Annotated in this window: 10 protein-coding genes; 4 read left to right on the top strand and 6 right to left on the bottom strand. The window is 37.8% G+C overall.

The window, feature by feature from the left end; all coding sequences use genetic code 11:
- The first annotated feature begins 139 nt into the window (after positions 1-139).
- The gene (locus SAGCYANO_RS11535; RefSeq protein WP_202220201.1) at positions 140-1,219 is read left to right on the top strand and encodes a polysaccharide pyruvyl transferase family protein; all 1,080 of its coding nucleotides are present in this window, start codon (positions 140-142) and stop codon (positions 1,217-1,219) included.
- 105 nt (positions 1,220-1,324) lie between these two features.
- Positions 1,325-1,480, top strand: coding sequence for a hypothetical protein (locus tag SAGCYANO_RS11530; protein WP_237396065.1), 156 nt, complete (start codon positions 1,325-1,327; stop codon positions 1,478-1,480).
- A 455-nt stretch (positions 1,481-1,935) separates the two neighbouring features.
- Here SAGCYANO_RS11530 and proS read toward each other — a convergent pair whose 3' ends face one another.
- Both proS and SAGCYANO_RS11520 read right to left on the bottom strand, forming a co-directional pair.
- Positions 1,936-3,741: a proline--tRNA ligase gene (proS, locus tag SAGCYANO_RS11525; RefSeq protein ID WP_202220199.1), complete on the bottom strand. Its 1,806-nt coding sequence runs from the start codon at positions 3,739-3,741 to the stop codon at positions 1,936-1,938.
- A gap of 3,356 nt (positions 3,742-7,097) precedes the next feature.
- Positions 7,098-7,688, bottom strand: coding sequence for a LuxR C-terminal-related transcriptional regulator (locus tag SAGCYANO_RS11520; protein WP_237396064.1), 591 nt, complete (start codon positions 7,686-7,688; stop codon positions 7,098-7,100).
- A 687-nt stretch (positions 7,689-8,375) separates the two neighbouring features.
- Here SAGCYANO_RS11520 and SAGCYANO_RS11515 point away from each other — a divergent pair.
- Positions 8,376-8,855 (top strand): sulfurtransferase, encoded by a 480-nt coding sequence (locus SAGCYANO_RS11515; protein ID WP_202220198.1) that lies wholly within the window; start codon positions 8,376-8,378, stop codon positions 8,853-8,855.
- Between the two features lie 265 nt (positions 8,856-9,120).
- Here SAGCYANO_RS11515 and SAGCYANO_RS11510 read toward each other — a convergent pair whose 3' ends face one another.
- From SAGCYANO_RS11510 to SAGCYANO_RS11490, 4 genes are all read right to left on the bottom strand, one after another.
- Positions 9,121-11,097 carry a hypothetical protein gene (locus SAGCYANO_RS11510; RefSeq protein WP_237396062.1) on the bottom strand — a complete coding sequence of 659 codons (1,977 nt, stop codon included), beginning with the start codon at positions 11,095-11,097 and terminating at the stop codon, positions 9,121-9,123.
- Between the two features lie 333 nt (positions 11,098-11,430).
- A complete protein-coding gene (locus SAGCYANO_RS11505) occupies positions 11,431-11,922 on the bottom strand; it encodes an ISAs1 family transposase (RefSeq protein ID WP_255502477.1) in 492 nt (163 codons plus the stop codon).
- 155 nt (positions 11,923-12,077) lie between these two features.
- Positions 12,078-12,305, bottom strand: coding sequence for a hypothetical protein (locus tag SAGCYANO_RS11495; RefSeq protein ID WP_202219317.1), 228 nt, complete (start codon positions 12,303-12,305; stop codon positions 12,078-12,080).
- The gene (locus tag SAGCYANO_RS11490) at positions 12,292-12,531 is read right to left on the bottom strand and encodes a transposase family protein (protein ID WP_202219316.1); all 240 of its coding nucleotides are present in this window, start codon (positions 12,529-12,531) and stop codon (positions 12,292-12,294) included. The genes SAGCYANO_RS11495 and SAGCYANO_RS11490 overlap by 14 nt, the downstream gene beginning before the upstream one ends.
- 941 nt (positions 12,532-13,472) lie before the next feature.
- Here SAGCYANO_RS11490 and SAGCYANO_RS11485 point away from each other — a divergent pair.
- Positions 13,473-16,520 carry an FG-GAP-like repeat-containing protein gene (locus tag SAGCYANO_RS11485; protein WP_202220197.1) on the top strand — a complete coding sequence of 1,016 codons (3,048 nt, stop codon included), beginning with the start codon at positions 13,473-13,475 and terminating at the stop codon, positions 16,518-16,520.
- Positions 16,521-16,545: the final 25 nt, after the last annotated feature.

Below are 16,545 nucleotides of genomic sequence, written 5' to 3'. Positions count from 1 at the left end.
ATTCAAAAACTAGAAATAAACTCCGAAACTCTTACCCATTACTTATTGCCTATTATCTATATCCCAAAAAGTGGCAAGATTTTGACACGAATAAAATAGGATTGCTATATCCAAAAAAATTAGTCTTAATAATACCTAAATGAAAACTACCCAAGATATCAAAAACTATCTACACAAAGCACTTAATAATATTCCAGACTTTAATAATTGTGCATTACTTGACTATCCCAACGATCGTAACATTGGAGATCATATGATTTGGTTAGGTAATATTTTTTACTTAACTCAAGTTCGTAAAGTTAAAATTGACTATGTATGTGCAAGAGGAAATGATTTTTCTGAAATTGAATTTTTATCCTGCTCCAAGGACGGACCAATCTTATTACATGGTGGTGGAAATTTTGGCGATATCTGGCCAGCTTTTCAAAAGTTTCGGGAAAAAATTATCAAACAATATAGAGATAGAGCAATTGTTATTCTGCCTCAAACTATTTACTACTCTAGTGAAGAAGCTTTAGAAAAATCAGCTAAAGTGTTGAATGAACATCCTGATTTAACCATTTTTGTGAGAGATGATAGGAGTTTTGCTATTGCCCAGCAAGCTTTTTTCAAATGTAAAGTTTATAAAGCTCCTGACATGGCTTTTCAAATGGTTGATTTACCTAAGACAAATATCAATTTTTCTCGTTCAAATCGAACGCTTTATTTGTGTAGAAAAGATGCAGAGATGAACAAAAAGTTTAAACCAAAAAATATCCCTGTTGAGAATTTAGATGTAGATGATTGGATATCTTTTAATTGGATGGGCAAAATTCCCAAAGGTTGGATTTATATTCCTGGTCTTGTCAGTCTTATTAGAGAAGGTTGGCAAAAGGGATTGAAAACTCCCCAAGAATGGGCTTCTCGTCAAGGATGGCAATGGTTACATCCTAATTCATCTGTGTTTAATCAAATCCATCGTCCCGATCTACATCGCAAATCTTGGGGATATATGCACAGTGGTATTTATCAACTCCAAAACTATAATTTGGTTATTACTAACCGTCTTCATGTGCATATTTTATGTTTGATTTTGAATATTCCTCATATATTGTTACCTGGTTCTTATTACAAAATACCAGCTTTTTATGATACTTGGACATCACAAATTCCTTTCTGTCATCTTATTGAGAATGTAGATGAGATACCTAATGCTATAGAAAGGTTAGCCTTGCAATAACCCTAACATACTGCACTGAAAAACTATGGCTGAAAACCATTGCTGAAACTTACTTATTATTGACTACTCCCCGGACTCAAGTCACGGAGATTCTAAGTAGATACTATGCAACAGGATAAATCCGTGTTACTTCGTCTATTCTTAGCTGACCAAAGATATATTGTTTGGGGACAAGTAAAAGTGCCCCTACACAGTCGGCCAAGTCAAAAACCTAAGCGTTCTGCTTACTTTTTGTTAAAAACAACAGCACAAAACAACTAAAGTTGTCTAGTCTAAACAACTCCCTTGTTTTCATCCCCCGGCTAAAACACGGGGGCCTTAAACGTCGCTTTTCGGTAAAAAAACAGCAATGGTTAACAAGTTGACATCCTCCCGACGCTGACCTACGGGAGAGCGCGGGATTCCCATCCATCATTCAAGCAGACTAAGCTGAACAAATGACTCAGGGCGGGTTGACACCTCACTGGAAAATGCTGGCTTGCCAGTAAATACGCTTCCTCCGCGTCCGATAAATAATCGACCGGTGCCCGTCGGCGACTTGATTAAAAAGCGATAGTACTCTCAACTTTGGTTTTTGGTTGAGTAACACTTGCATTTTAACATGCTTATCTGTAAAACCGCTCTTATTGATTGGTTTTTCCTCCGGAATGCAGAGCGCGGGTCTTAAACCAACGTTGAGATAAAAATCAAAGTTGAATTTTTCCAGAGAGAAAAAATCATTTTAATGCTTTATCAATCAAATCTTTAATAGTAGATAACACCTCCGCCACAGGTATTTCCTGAGATTGATGATTAGCTCTTTCTACAAATTCAACTTTGCCAGACTTGAGCGATCGCCCGGTAACTATTCGATAGGGAATTCCAATTAAATCTGCATCTTTGAATTTAACACCCGCTCGCTCATCTCGGTCATCCAAAATAGTCTCTATTCCAGCTTCATTTAATTCTTGATAGAGATTTTCTGCTACTTCTATTTGTTGAGCATCCTTAATATTAGGAATACAAATAACCACATGATAAGGAGCGATCGCCACAGGCCAAATAATCCCATCTTTATCATAAGACTGTTCCACTGCTGACTGAGCTAAACGAGACACACCCACACCATAACATCCCATTACTAAAGGCACTTCTTCACCCTGTTCATTTGTATAAGTTGCCCCCATAGCTTCAGAATATTTCGTCCCTAACTGGAATATATGACCTACCTCAATACCTCTAGCAGTTTCTAGGGTTTGACTGGGGTCATGGATAGAGCGATCGCCTTTTTGAGCTTTTCGTACATCTACTACCAACTTTGGCAATTCAAATTCCTGGCCCCAATTTGCCCCCATAACGTGATAACCAGATTCGTTACTACCTGTTGCGAAATTTTTCAAATCTACAGCGGTCTGGTCTACCATTCGTAAGAACTTAGAACTTACCTCTTTACTAGAAGCAATATAATCATCAGACAAATTTGGAGCAATATAACCTAAAGGCAAAGACTGAGCTGCCCATTTCTTTTGAGCCTCCACATCTGGCACAGTCAAAGCCAAAACTGTTTTGGCTTCATAATTTCCAGCCAACTTAGTCAACTCATTTAACAACTTCACATCATTAACATCTTGGTCTCCCCGAATATTCACCAAAACCAAAACAGTCATTCCATTGTCATAGACTGCTTGGTATAAAACATTTTTCACAATATTAGTAGGAGAACATTTCAGAAACTTGCACAGCTTTTCAATAGTCTCCGTGCCAGGAGTTTCCAATTTTTCATAACTCTCAAAAGGTGAAGCTTCGGCATCAGGTGGCATAGAAACAGCCTTTTCTAAATTTGCTGCGTACTTACCATCCTGGGTATAGAGAATTTCATCCTCACCAGCATCAGCCAAAACCATAAATTCTTGAGACCCAGACCCACCAATAGCTCCAGAGTCAGCATCGACGGCGCGAAATTCTAATCCACTGCGACGTAACATATTTCGATAAGCCTTATCCATATCCTGATAAGTCTTTTTGAGACTTTCTTGGTCAGCATGGAAAGAATACCCATCCTTCATAATAAATTCCCGGCCTCGCATTAACCCAAACCTGGGGCGAATTTCATCCCGGAATTTGGTCTGTAGTTGATAGAGATGTAGAGGTAGTTGGCGATAGGAGCGAATCATATCTTTAGCAATAGTAGTAATTACCTCCTCGTGAGTTGGACCTAACCCTAATTCCCGATTTTGACGGTCAATTAGAGAAAACATAATACCCTCAGCCTGAGTATAAGTATCCCAACGACCAGACTCTCGCCACAGGTCGGCGGGTTGAAGTTGAGGGAGGAGACATTCTTGGGCACCAGTAGCATCCATTTCTTCACGGACTATTTTGGAGACTTTATTGAGGACCCGCAACATTAGAGGTAGATATGCGTAGAGACCACTGCCGATGCGACGAATATATCCAGCACGGATGAGGAGTTTGTGGCTAGGAATTTCTGCTTCTGCGGGGTCGTCTCGGAGGGTGACTGATAACATTTGAGATAGTCGCATGGTTGCTCCTTGGTAGAAATAATGATTATTTCAGATAGTGTAGGACATCTGGTACTGCTTCACATTCAAAAATAAGGACGTTCCAGATTTTCAGCTTATAGCAGAAAGAAGAAGGAAAGATTTTGCGTTGTCTGAGTTTTAATATTTTGGGCGTTGCTGATTCTGGGTATGATGCAAGCCCCCCTCGCCCCCCAATGCGTGGGGGGAATAAAACTCTAAAAGTCCCCCACGCATTGGCAGGGCTGTTTCATTCTTGCGAAAAACAGAGAAAGAGATAGATAGATGGGTATAAAAGGGAGATTTTGGTAAAATAAGCAGAATTTCGTCTCAATTTATCAATTATCCTTGAAGGTTAATTAACCTTCTTATTGTCATTTGACCTAATTTAGTCAGAGTTTAACGATATTCCAAAACTGACAAAAATCCGCAAGTTTTAGCAAAATTTGACAAATTTCGCGATTTCCATATCCCCATTACTCTCATTCTCTCGCTTATCCTTGACTTACGAGACTTTGAAACAGCCCTGCCCACGCATTGGGGGACCAGCGGGGGCTTGACCAGAACCAAACAATCGCGCATTCATACTTCAATTCAGCAACGCCATATTTTGATACGTCCGCGCTCTTTCCTTCGACTGCTATAACAGTCCGCTCTGGAGTCATATTAGGTCAAAACGCTATATGTCTGTATGAAAAACTATAGTGCCACGCTAAATATAGTATTTACCATGAAAAAATCTCTAATTTCTGTGGAGTCATAAAATTCAGATATTTAATGGGTACCACAAGCAGCTCATATTAGGTCAAAACGCTATATGTCTGTAGAAAAAACTATAGTGCCACGCTAAATATAGTATTTACCATGAAAAAATCTCTAATTTCTGTGGAGTCATAAAATTCAGATATTTAATGGGTACCACAAGCAGCTCTTATGAGGCAAAAATGCTATATGTCTGGATAAAAAACTATAGTGCTACGCTAAATATAGTATTTTCCTGAAAAAATCTCTAATTTCTGTGGAGTCATAAAATTCAGATATTGAATGGGTACCACAAGCAGCTCTTATGAGGCAAAAATGCTATATGTCTGGATAAAAAACTATAGTGCTACGCTAAATATAGTGTTTCCCCTGAAAAAATCTCTAATTTCTGTGGGGTAATAAAATTCAGATATTGAATGGGTACCACAAACAGCTCTTATGAGGTAAAAATGCTATATGTCTGGATAAAAAACTATAGTGCTACGCTAAATATAGTGTTTACCATGAAAAAATCTCTAATTTCTGTAAAGGAAAGTAGGAAAAAGAAAGTTTCTGCTCCTGACTACTTTTAGTCATAAGTTATTGAGATACCGAAGGTGGGTAATATATATACTACTCAGAAATATTTTCCGTTCCCTATTTTCTGTTATCTCTTGCAGCTCTTATGAGGCAAAAACGCTATATGTCTGGATAAAAAACTATAGTGCTACGCTAAATATAGTATTTACCATGAAAAAATCTCTAATTTCTGTGGAGTCATAAAATTCAGATATTGAATGGGTACCACAAGCAGCTCATATTAAGTCAAAACGCTATATGCCTGGATAAAAAACTATAGTGCTACGCTAAATATAGTATTTTTCCTGAAAAAATCTCTAATTTCTGTGGAGTCATAAAATTCAGATATTGAATGGGTACCACAAACAGCTCTTATGAGGCAAAAATGCTATATGTCTGGATAAAAAACTATAGTGCCACGCTAAATATAGTATTTACCATGAAAAAATCTCTAATTTCTGTAAAGGAAAGTAGGAAAAAGAAAGTTTCTGCTCCTGACTACTTTTAGTAATAAGTTATTGAGATACCGAAGGTGGGTAATATATATACTACTCAGAAATATTTTCCGTTCCCTATTTTCTGTTATCTCTTGCAGCTCTTATGAGGCAAAAATGCTATATGTCTGGATAAAAAACTATAGTGCTACGCTAAATATAGTATTTACCATGAAAAAATCTCTAATTTCTGTGGAGTCATAAAATTCAGATATTGAATGGGTACCACAAGCAGCTCTTATGAGGCAAAAATGCTATATGTCTGGATAAAAAACTATAGTGCTATGCTAAATATAGTGTTTTTCCTGAAAAAATCTCTAATTTCTGTGGAGTAATAAAATTCAGATATTGAATGGGTACCACAAACAGCTCTTATGAGGCAAAAATGCTATATGTCTGGATAAAAAACTATAGTGCCACGCTAAATATAGTGTTTACCATGAAAAAATCTCTAATTTCTGTAAAGGAAAGTAGGAAAAAGAAAGTTTCTGCTCCTGACTACTTTTAGTAATAAGTTATTGAGATACCGAAGGTGGGTAATATATATACTACTCAGAAATATTTTCCGTTCCCTATTTCCTGTTATCTCTTGCAGCTCTTATGAGGTAAAAATGCTATATGTCTGGATAAAAAACTATAGTGCTACGCTAAATATAGTATTTACCATGAAAAAATCTCTAATTTCTGTGGAGTCATAAAATTCAGATATTGAATGGGTACCACAAGCAGCTCTTATGAGGCAAAAATGCTATATGTCTGGATAAAAAACTATAGTGCTATGCTAAATATAGTGTTTTTCCTGAAAAAATCTCTAATTTCTGTGGAGTCATAAAATTCAGATATTGAATGGGTACCACAAACAGCTCTTATGAGGCAAAAATGCTATATGTCTGGATAAAAAACTATAGTGCCACGCTAAATATAGTGTTTACCATGAAAAAATCTCTAATTTCTGTAAAGGAAAGTAGGAAAAAGAAAGTTTCTGCTCCTGACTACTTTTAGTAATAAGTTATTGAGATACCGAAGGTGGGTAATATATATACTACTCAGAAATATTTTCCGTTCCCTATTTCCTGTTATCTCTTGCAGCTCTTATGAGGTAAAAATGCTATATGTCTGGATAAAAAACTATAGTGCTACGCTAAATATAGTATTTACCATGAAAAAATCTCTAATTTCTGTGGAGTCATAAAATTCAGATATTGAATGGGTACCACAAGCAGCTCTTATGAGGCAAAATGCTATATGTCTGGATAAAAAACTATAGTGCTATGCTAAATATAGTGTTTTTCCTGAAAAATCTCTAATTTCTGTGGAGTAATAAAATTCAGATATTGAATGGGTACCACAAACAGCTCTTATGAGGCAAAAATGCTATATGTCTGGATAAAAAACTATAGTGCCACGCTAAATATAGTGTTTCCCCTGAAAAAATCTCTAATTTCTGTTGAATATCCACAAAGTAAAGTAAGAAAAAGGAAGTTTCTGTTCCTGACTACTTTTAGTCATAAGTTATTGAGATACCGAAGGTGGGTAATATATATACTACTCAGGAATATTTTCCGCCCCCTGTTCCTTATCCTCTCTTAAGCAAAGTTTTGCTACCATTTCAGCTCGTGACGAAACCCCAAGTTTACGAAACATCCGCTTCAAAGCTTGTTTTACTGAATTTTCTGTAATCCATAGAGTTTCTCCAATCTTTGCATTGGTAAATCCTCTAGCGACCAATTCTGCAATTTGTACTTCCCGTGGCGTTATGTTGGAGCAATTCATCTGAAACATAAAAGGTTTCGAGCGTAGCACCGCTAGTCTTGTAGAAAGATGGAGACAAAGCGCATTTAAATCTGCCAGATTATCTGCATTAAAAGCCTGGTCATAACGATAACGCGTAAAGGCAATGCCACCCACAAGTTGACCATCACTGACAATTGGACCAAGCATAACGTGTCCATGATCTGTGCGAGGACAAATCCTCTGCCAAACTCCAGGAGGTAATATTACTTCGTCATGGACAGCAGCATGGCGTTGAACCACATATCGCAAAACGGGATTATGGTCTAGCGACAAAGCTAGTTTAATCATGGCTGGGGTATGTTCATCAATGGCAGGAAGCTGGTCTAAAAAGTTAGCCCCCAACGTTTGGCAGCAAAATAATTGCCTATTTTGGCCACAATTGGTTGCCTTAGTTCTTGCTCATTCTCCGCTTGAGCGATCGCTTGGAATAAAGCTGACAAAGAAATTTCCATCAGGACTTATGCAAAGAAACTAAACTATATATATAGATATATAGTGAACAAAAACTATACAGTTTGTTTTAAATATTTAGTGTTTAGAATTCATTTAAGTTTTTTTTGCTAATTTGAGCCGAGTTAATGTTAATTATTCTGATGTTTACTTCTCTCCCACTCCCCTACTCCTTTGCTCAATAAAATGTAGAAAAGTTTTTGAGCAATGGTATGAGTTTTTGCTATATAGCACTACGCAAATAGGTTATATATAGTCATTCTGGTTTAGATTGAGACGAGTTTTTCTTGCTGTGAAAGGGTTTAAGCTGAAAAAGTGCCCCATTCTTATTCAGAATAACTATAAAATTGAAATGAAGCTGCATAGAATAATATTTCAAGCATAATTGACCGCAGGTAAGCTTAGATAAAGATAGATAAATTTAATGAATTTCATCATTCTATGCAACCTCATATCAAACTGGTATTAGGGCAATTATAAACACTCAAACGAGCATCAGGGATTACTTCTAACTTCTGAATTTGGAATTCTGACTTACTTAATAATTAAAGTTTAAAGCCTCTCCTTGAAAAGAAGTGGATGTCAGAAGGTCGTCCAGTCACAACAGAATTATCTAGCTTCGCTCCGACTGAATACAAGGCAAAACCAATTGATAAAAATTTACGAGTATTGCATGAGGAGGTTCAGTTATCAATTGGTCGTCCCGATACAGTCATACTAGATGTTCGTACTATTCAAGAATACCAAGGCGAACACTTTTTAATGAAGCCACCAGAAGATTCGGAACGTGCAGGACATATTCCCAGCTCTATTCATGTCGAACATATACTGACGCTTAATGAAGATGGAACTTTTAAATCATTTGATGAGTTACAGATGCTCTACAGTAGTCATGGCATTACTTCAGACCGGGAAGTGTTTCCTTACTGTGCAGTGGGTGGGCGATCGGGGTACATCTGGTTTGTTTTGAAGTATTTACTCGGTTATCCCAAAGTTCGGAACTATGATGGTTCGTGGAATGAGTGGAGTCGCTTGTCTAATGTGTTGATTGAAAAATAGAGTAATATCATGTCCGGTTGAATACTTATACAGCGCTTTTGCTCATTGATGAAACACATCTTCACAAGCAAAACTTTGTGGGGACGTTCTATGGAACGTCACTACTGTGGTCTACCCAAATGAAAACCGCTGTCAACCGTGAGACAGGGAAATGTTTTTTCCACATATTTGTGGGCGGGCAGGATGTTTTGTGGAATGGGCATCTTGCCCGTTCCTTATATTTGTGGGCAGGCAGGATGCCTGCCCCACTTATTATTACTACTTATTATTGTTGATAAACAAACCTAACTTTTTGAACTCCTTCTATCATTTGTAACCCAAATTGAGCAGAAGTAAACTCATCTAATTTTAAATATTCATTCATTTGTTGAGTTAATTCTTCTAAATTAACTACTTCTTTATCTTGATTATGCCAAGGTATAGGTGAAATTAAAAATTCATCCATAAGTTCGCCATTCTCATGCCGTAAATTTTTTGACCATTCGGGAGATTCTACTGTAGGTGCATCTAAACCAAAGTGCATAGACTCTGGTTCGAGGTGAATATCAACGGTTTTCACTTCTCCTTGAAATAAACAAATTAACACATCTTCGGCTAAAGTTTCCATTCTTAATAAAGATAAAATATTACCCTCCGTTTCATCTATAGAATCTAAATCTGCCACTGCTCGATCGTAACCATCAACAATTAACCCAGGCCATCCAGAAACTACTTTCGATCGCATAATAATTCCGGTAATTTTTCGCTCTTCATTAAGATTAAATTCTTTATTAGAACGAATTTTGTGGTCATCTTCTACATCTGCATTTGTCACCCTACCAATACTAAAAGTACCATCTTGTAAACAGTCTATCCATAGAGGATCTACCCAGAAAAAACGAATTGATTCTGGTGGTAGTAAACGTTCATCAGGAACTAAATAATTAAAGGGTATTCCTTTCAATAATTCCACTCCACGAAACCATTCTTTTAAGTTCGGGGGGATGAAATTGATGGGTTTATCTTCTCGTCGGGAAATTAGAGGTAGGTTTGATACCAGTTGTTCTAACCGTTTCAAATTTTGGGAATGTTGTCGTTTCCAATTATATAACTCTATGGCTAAACGTTTATTTTCTAACATTAACATTCGTCCTAATTGCCAAGCAGCAGCATAGGATATATCAAACATGGCAATTTCAGAATCATAACGTAATAATTCGTCTGCTGCTTTGACAGGAAATTGATAAGTTTCTGTATTATAACCAGTATTTAAAGGACCTCGATACCAAGAAATTGTTTTACTTCCTTTTCGCAAACCATGAGGTACGGTTATATAACCATTTGCTAAATATTCTTCTGTTTGGGGATTGTTATTTTCTGGTAGTCTTGGAGTAGAAGGTTGATGGTTTAGTCTTTGTAATAATTGGGTAAAAGTCTGATTAGGATCGACACAATCAAAACTCCAACTTGCTAAACTAACAAAGCGGATTAAATCTTCATCTCCTGCTCCTAGAAAATCAAAACCATCCTCAGTATACCGTCCTTCTATGGAAACTAAATGAACTATACTTCGACCATTAGGTTCGGGCAAACGATTAGAAATAATAGTGGCATATTCATTACGAAAAGGTAGAAATTCTTTTTCTAATATTGGATCGGATGATGATGCTTTCCGAACATGAGCAAGATAAGCTAGGTCATTATGACTGGGTAAAATATCTTTTACATATTTCTTTTTAACATCAATTACTGTTACTAAATCTTTGGGTTTTTGCCCTAGTTGCAATTCTGTATCTTTGGGAAAAAAGATGTTGTCTTCTCCCTCTAATAATTCTCCAAGAGTAATATTTTTTGGTTTGGGTTTATCTGCCTCATCTTCAAAATCTGAATCTCGAAATAAAAGTAAAATTAACCAAGAGAGATTTTCATCTTCAAATCCAGGATAACGTTCCCAAGGTAGGGTACTTCTTTTAACCGTAATATGAGGCAGAACGTTAGAATGATCTCCTAAGCTTTCTGAGGGAGGAAAAACTGCATAAATAGAGTTAGGAGATAGGGGTTCAAAACGTTCTCCTTGTACGGTAAAAGTTAGTTCTCGTTCATAAATTTTTAGGTCTTTGTCTGTACCATTATAATCAAGAGTCTGCTCAACTTTTAGGTGATAGTCTCCACTTTCTAAAGCAGGTTGATGGAATTGAATAAATTGAACTTGGTCTTTTTCTTTAGCTATCATGGAATTCACTCGTTTAATTATATTGGTCATTGACACCTTCTTTTTTCCTATCAAAATCTAACAATATAGCATTTCCCAAGAAGCGTGAGGTACAGCTATGGAGATCCCCCCTAACCCCCCTTCTCAAGGCAGGGCTAATTCATTGTCGCCAGAGAAAAATATTGAGGAGTACAAGTTTGGCCATATTGTCAAGTATTTCATAGTCTTTTCCCCTAAATTATCATACTTATACAGGAAAAATTTATGTCACAGACTCAGTCGCGATCGCTAATATCAGTCGCGATCGCCAATACCAGAACTATTGAAATCGAAAACTAGGGGGGAGTGAGGTTCTGTGTATGGGCCAATTTCAATTCTCAATGACTACAGTTCTAGATTTATAATCATCAGAAAAATCTGCTCCAAATCGTGAGCAATGGTACGAATCGCAGTAGTGAGGGAAGAATAACCATGAAGGCGACAGATAGCGATCGCCAACTGACGAATCACAGAAAAATTAGCAGCAGCTTGAGAGTGCCGAATTAGACTTGTGTCCTCTCGAAACACTACATCTTTAACCCAATGTAGTCGATTCTCAATTCCCCAATGTCCCTGAATTCCTACTGCAAATTCTGCTGCACTTAATTTCAGACTGCTAATGTAGTAAGCTGTTTGATAATAGTCAACACTTGCTCGTGTACCCTGACGCTCAACTCTAATCACAGACTTAATTCCTTCCCACTCAGAGCTAATTCCCAACAGATTATTAAACACAGACACTGTTCTACAAACCACACGATTTCTAGATCTATCTTCTGATATATCAACACTACTTGGTTGTGTTTGTTCAGTTGTTAGTTGTACTTGCTGGTACAGTTTTTTTTTGATTACCCTTGACTGCTATTGTGTAATGGTTACCTCTGTCAATGATTAACTTGACGGTTTTTTTTTGACAATGTAAAGCATCGCAACTAAAAACTACTCCTTCAAGGTTTAAACTAGCCAATATGGCTTGGACAACAGCAATTTCACTACTTTCTTCCCACGTGAAATTGTTCTATGGCTACAGGTACTCCTTGACAATTACTGAACACAGAAACAACATTGACAAAGTCTTGGTAAGAACCATAACAGTCACTGACAGTAGACCTAATACTCTTACCGTCCACTGCTAACCATTCGGCCTCTTGAATTGTTATTTGGTGTTGAGCCCATTGATTGAATACTTGAGCTAATTGAGCAAAATCAATTCTGGTCATAATTCGCCGAAATGTAGACTTCAGTTGGAAAACTCAAAGGCGATAGCTCTAGTTGTTGCTGTAATGCCAGATGATGACGACGAGCAAAATCTTCTAGGGCACAATAGGAGAAACAACCGCTCATTGTACCCATAATTACTAACAGTAATACTAACCATAATGGATAACGTCTCCCTCTAGCAGCTCGAAAATCTGGTAATTGGGCCAATATTTGTAATAAGTTCATTTCTATCTAAGCCCTAATATTGAGAATAGTTAGCTTAACTCAATACTTGACAACAATCATTGTACTCCTCAATATTTTTCTCTGGCGACAATGAATTAGCCCTGCCCTTCTCAAGGGGGGAACTGGAAGTCCCCCTTTTTAAGCTATGCTTTATAAACATCTTTCTTAACATAAAACTTGACACAATCGACAAGTTATGTACTAGCCTTTCAAAGATTTTTGCCAGAGAAAAAGTGTATTAAAAAGTAGATTTTTCTTGATAACTTAAGTAGTTTTTCCTATTCCATATTGATTCTTTCTCCCTTCTCCCCTGCTCCCTACTCCCCTACTCCCCTACTCCACACAAGGTTTTCAGGAGTTCCTTATAAGGGATAGCTTTTTAAGGGGGATGCGCGGGGGATCATTAATGTACCTCGCCAGGCTGAAAACTGCTATATCTAGTTAAATGATCAGGTATTGAGGCTTATCGGTGACTCCTCGCGCGTTTAATTACTGTTCAATGTTAGTTTCATAACTTATCACGCCATCGGCATTAATACTTGTTAAATTATATGAATCTATCTAAGATTATGTTAACACAATGTAAATAATAATAAAGGGAGTTCAACAATGAATAATGAATAATGAATAATGAATAATTACCTCTCCTTGAAAAGAAGAGGATTGACTAATAATGAAAATTTTTCTTTATTATCCCCTTAAAAGGGGAGGCTTTAAAGCACAATTTTTCGGTAATGAGTAATGAGTAAATTAGGGTAATAATTTACTTAAACTATATCAAAATTGATTTTATTCTGTTTTATCATTAATGATGCAATATCTCAGTATAAAAATAACTAAACCAAAAAATAAATGAAGCAGAATCTAACAATTATGTGCTAAAATGTTGAGGACGTATTTATGGAAAAAAAGGTGAAACGAAAAAATCTCTCTATCAAAAATTGACCAGAAAAAAATATGATATCGAGGCAATATTTAAGAATCCATTCGCCACATCAGAGATTGGTATGATTAAATATATGCCCTGTTATCGGTTAAATTCAGTCACCGCCGCCGCTATGGTGATAGCCAGAAGAGTATTAGGATTCTCTGAAAGGATACCAAAGTCTTTATTGATGGCTCTATTTGCAGTAGTCATTGTGGGGTTTTTTGCCCTTCAACCTGCTACTTTTGCTGGTAGCATCTCCATGCCCTGTAATGACAAAGCTAGCATCGATCTAGAGGCATCTGACTCTATGGGTGCAGTGTGGACAAACATCTGTGGCGACAGGGCAGAATTTATCGTTGACTACCCATCTGTTTCGCGGAATTACGTTTCCGACGTCGGATCGACTACAGTACAAGAAACTAATCCTACAGCTAACAGTAACGATAGTGCCGTTAATAACGATATTACCGTTACCTTTGACCGTACTTTAAACACTACTACGGCTACCAATGAAAATGTAGTTTTACATACCAGTCAGACTTCCCCAAGTAATGACACGGAAGTAACAGCAAGTGATCGCAGTGTAACCATAGATCCTGAAGCCGACTTTAAGCCCGGTGAATTAGTAGAAGTAACCGTTACTGAAGGCTTAGAAAGTGAAGAAGGACTAGCAGCTAACCCTTATGTATTCCAATACCGGACTGAAGTAGCAAAAGGTCCTTCTCAGTTCACAAACATCACCACTAACTCTTTCGGCAATTTCAATAGCATTGGAGTGAGTTTGGGAGATGTGAACTCAGATGGTTATTTAGATGCTGTCTTCGCTAATGATTTTGGTCAAGCCAACCAAGTGTATCTCGGTGATGGCAGTGGGAATTTCACCGACAATGGTAACTCTTTAGGCTCAAACGATAGCAGGGGAGTGAGTTTAGCAGATGTAGATGGGGATGGTTATTTAGATGCTGTCTTCGCTAATTATGCTCAAGGCAACACCGTGTATCTCAATGATGGCAGTGGGAATTTCACCGACAATGGTAACTCTTTAGGCTCAAACGATAGCATGGGAGTGAGTTTAGCAGATGTAGATGGGGATGGTTATTTAGATGCTGTCTTTGCTAATTTGGATGGTGCCAACACCGTGTATCTCAATGATGGCAGTGGGAATTTCCCCGACACCACCTCTCAATCTTTAGGCTCAAAGTATAGCCATGGAGTGAGTTTAGGAGATGTGGATGGGGATGGTGATTTGGATGCTGTCTTTGCTAATAACGGAGGCAACAGCGTGTATCTCAATGATGGCAATGGGAATTTCCCCGACACCACCTCTCAATCTTTAGGCTCAAAGTATAGCCATGGAGTGAGTTTAGGAGATGTGGATGGGGATGGTGATTTAGATGCTGTCTTTGCTAATTTGGATGGTGCCAACACCGTGTATCTCAATGATGGCAGTGGGAATTTCCCCGACACCCCTAAATCTTTAGGCTCAAACGATAGCTATGGAGTGAGTTTAGGAGATTTAGATGGGGATGGTGATTTAGATGCTGTCTTTGCTAATAACGGAGACAACAGCGTGTATCTCAATGAGGGCAATGGGAATTTCACCCCCACGGATTACTCTTTAGGGTCAAACGATAGCTATGGAGTGAGTTTAGGAGGTGTGAACTCAGATGGTTATTTAGATGCTGTCTTTGCTAATTATGCTCAAGCCAACAGCGTGTATCTCAGTCAACCAATTCCTCTTGAAGTACAAGCAACTAATCCTACAGCCAACAGTAACGATAGTGCTGTTAATAGCGATATTACCCTTGCCTTTGACGGTAATTTAAACACTGCTACGGCTACCAATGAAAATGTAGTTTTACATACCAGTCAGACTTCCCCAAGCAATGACACGGTAGTAACAGAAAGTGGTAGCAATGTAACCATAAATCCTGAAGCTGACTTTAAGCCAGGTGAATTAGTAGAAGTAACCGTTACTGATGGCTTAGAAAGCGATCAAGGACCAGCAGTTAACCCTTATGTATTTCAATACCGAACTGAAGTAGCAAAAGGTTATGCTAACTTCATCTTCTCTAATTCTTTAGGTTCAAACGATAGCTGGGCAGTGAGTTTAGGAGATGTGGATGGGGATGGTGATTTAGATGCTGTCTTTGCTAATTCTTTTGAACCCAGCCGAGTGTATCTCAATAATGGCAATGGAAAGTTCACCGACAGTGGTCACTCTTTAGGCTCAAACGGTAACTATGGAGTGAGTTTAGGAGATTTAGATGGGGATGGTGATTTAGATGCTGTCTTTGCTGCTAGTGGTGTGTATTTCAATGATGGTAATGGGAAGTTCATCCACAGAGGTAACTCTTTAGGCTTAAACGGTAACTATGGAGTGAGTTTAGGAGATGTGGATGGGGATGGTGATTTAGATGCTGTCTTCGCTAATTATGACCATCAAGGCAACCGAGTGTATCTCAATGATGGCAATGGGCAGTTCACCGACAGTGGTAACTCTTTAGGCTCACACTATAGCTATGAAGTAAGTTTAGGAGATGTGGATGGGGATGGTGATTTAGATGCTGTCTTTGCTAATGTTGTTGAACCCAACCAAGTGTATCTCAATGATGGCAATGGGAACTTCACCGACAGTCGTAACTTTTTAGGCTCACACTATAGCTATGAAGTAAGTTTAGGAGATGTGGATGGGGATGGTGATTTAGATGCTGTCTTTGCTAATGATCGACCCAACCAAGTGTATCTCAATGATGGCAATGGGAAATTCACCGACAGTGGTAACTCTTTAGGCTCATACTCAAACTATAGCCATGGAGTGAGTTTGGGAGATTTAGACTCAGATGGTGATTTAGATGCTGTCTTTGCTAATATTGCTCAATCCAACCAAGTGTATCTCAATGATGGCAATGGGAATTTCACCTACATTGGTAACTCTTTAGGCTCAAACTATAGCTATGGAGTGAGTTTAGGAGATTTAGATGGGGATGGTGATTTAGATGCTATCTTTGCTATGTTCGGAGGCAACGAGGTGTATGTCAATGAACCAACAGGTGAATAAACGTCAATTTGTCACGTTATATCAA

It is taken from the genome of Okeania sp. KiyG1 (assembly GCF_014132355.1).
Lineage (GTDB): Bacteria > Cyanobacteriota > Cyanobacteriia > Cyanobacteriales > Microcoleaceae > Okeania.
The sequence above is the reverse complement of the archived record's forward strand: the minus strand, read 5'-3'. Positions and strand labels throughout refer to the sequence as shown.

Excerpts from the sequence above, each read along its gene's own strand:
- SAGCYANO_RS11535 (WP_202220201.1), top strand. The coding sequence starts at position 140 with ATGAAAACTACCCAAGATATCAAAAACTATCTACACAAAGCACTTAAT.
- SAGCYANO_RS11530 (WP_237396065.1), top strand. The coding sequence starts at position 1,325 with ATGCAACAGGATAAATCCGTGTTACTTCGTCTATTCTTAGCTGACCAA.
- proS (WP_202220199.1), bottom strand. The coding sequence starts at position 3,741 with ATGCGACTATCTCAAATGTTATCAGTCACCCTCCGAGACGACCCCGCA.
- SAGCYANO_RS11515 (WP_202220198.1), top strand. The coding sequence starts at position 8,376 with ATGTCAGAAGGTCGTCCAGTCACAACAGAATTATCTAGCTTCGCTCCG.
- SAGCYANO_RS11510 (WP_237396062.1), bottom strand. The coding sequence starts at position 11,097 with ATGACCAATATAATTAAACGAGTGAATTCCATGATAGCTAAAGAAAAA.
- SAGCYANO_RS11495 (WP_202219317.1), bottom strand. The coding sequence starts at position 12,305 with ATGACCAGAATTGATTTTGCTCAATTAGCTCAAGTATTCAATCAATGG.
- SAGCYANO_RS11490 (WP_202219316.1), bottom strand. The coding sequence starts at position 12,531 with ATGAACTTATTACAAATATTGGCCCAATTACCAGATTTTCGAGCTGCT.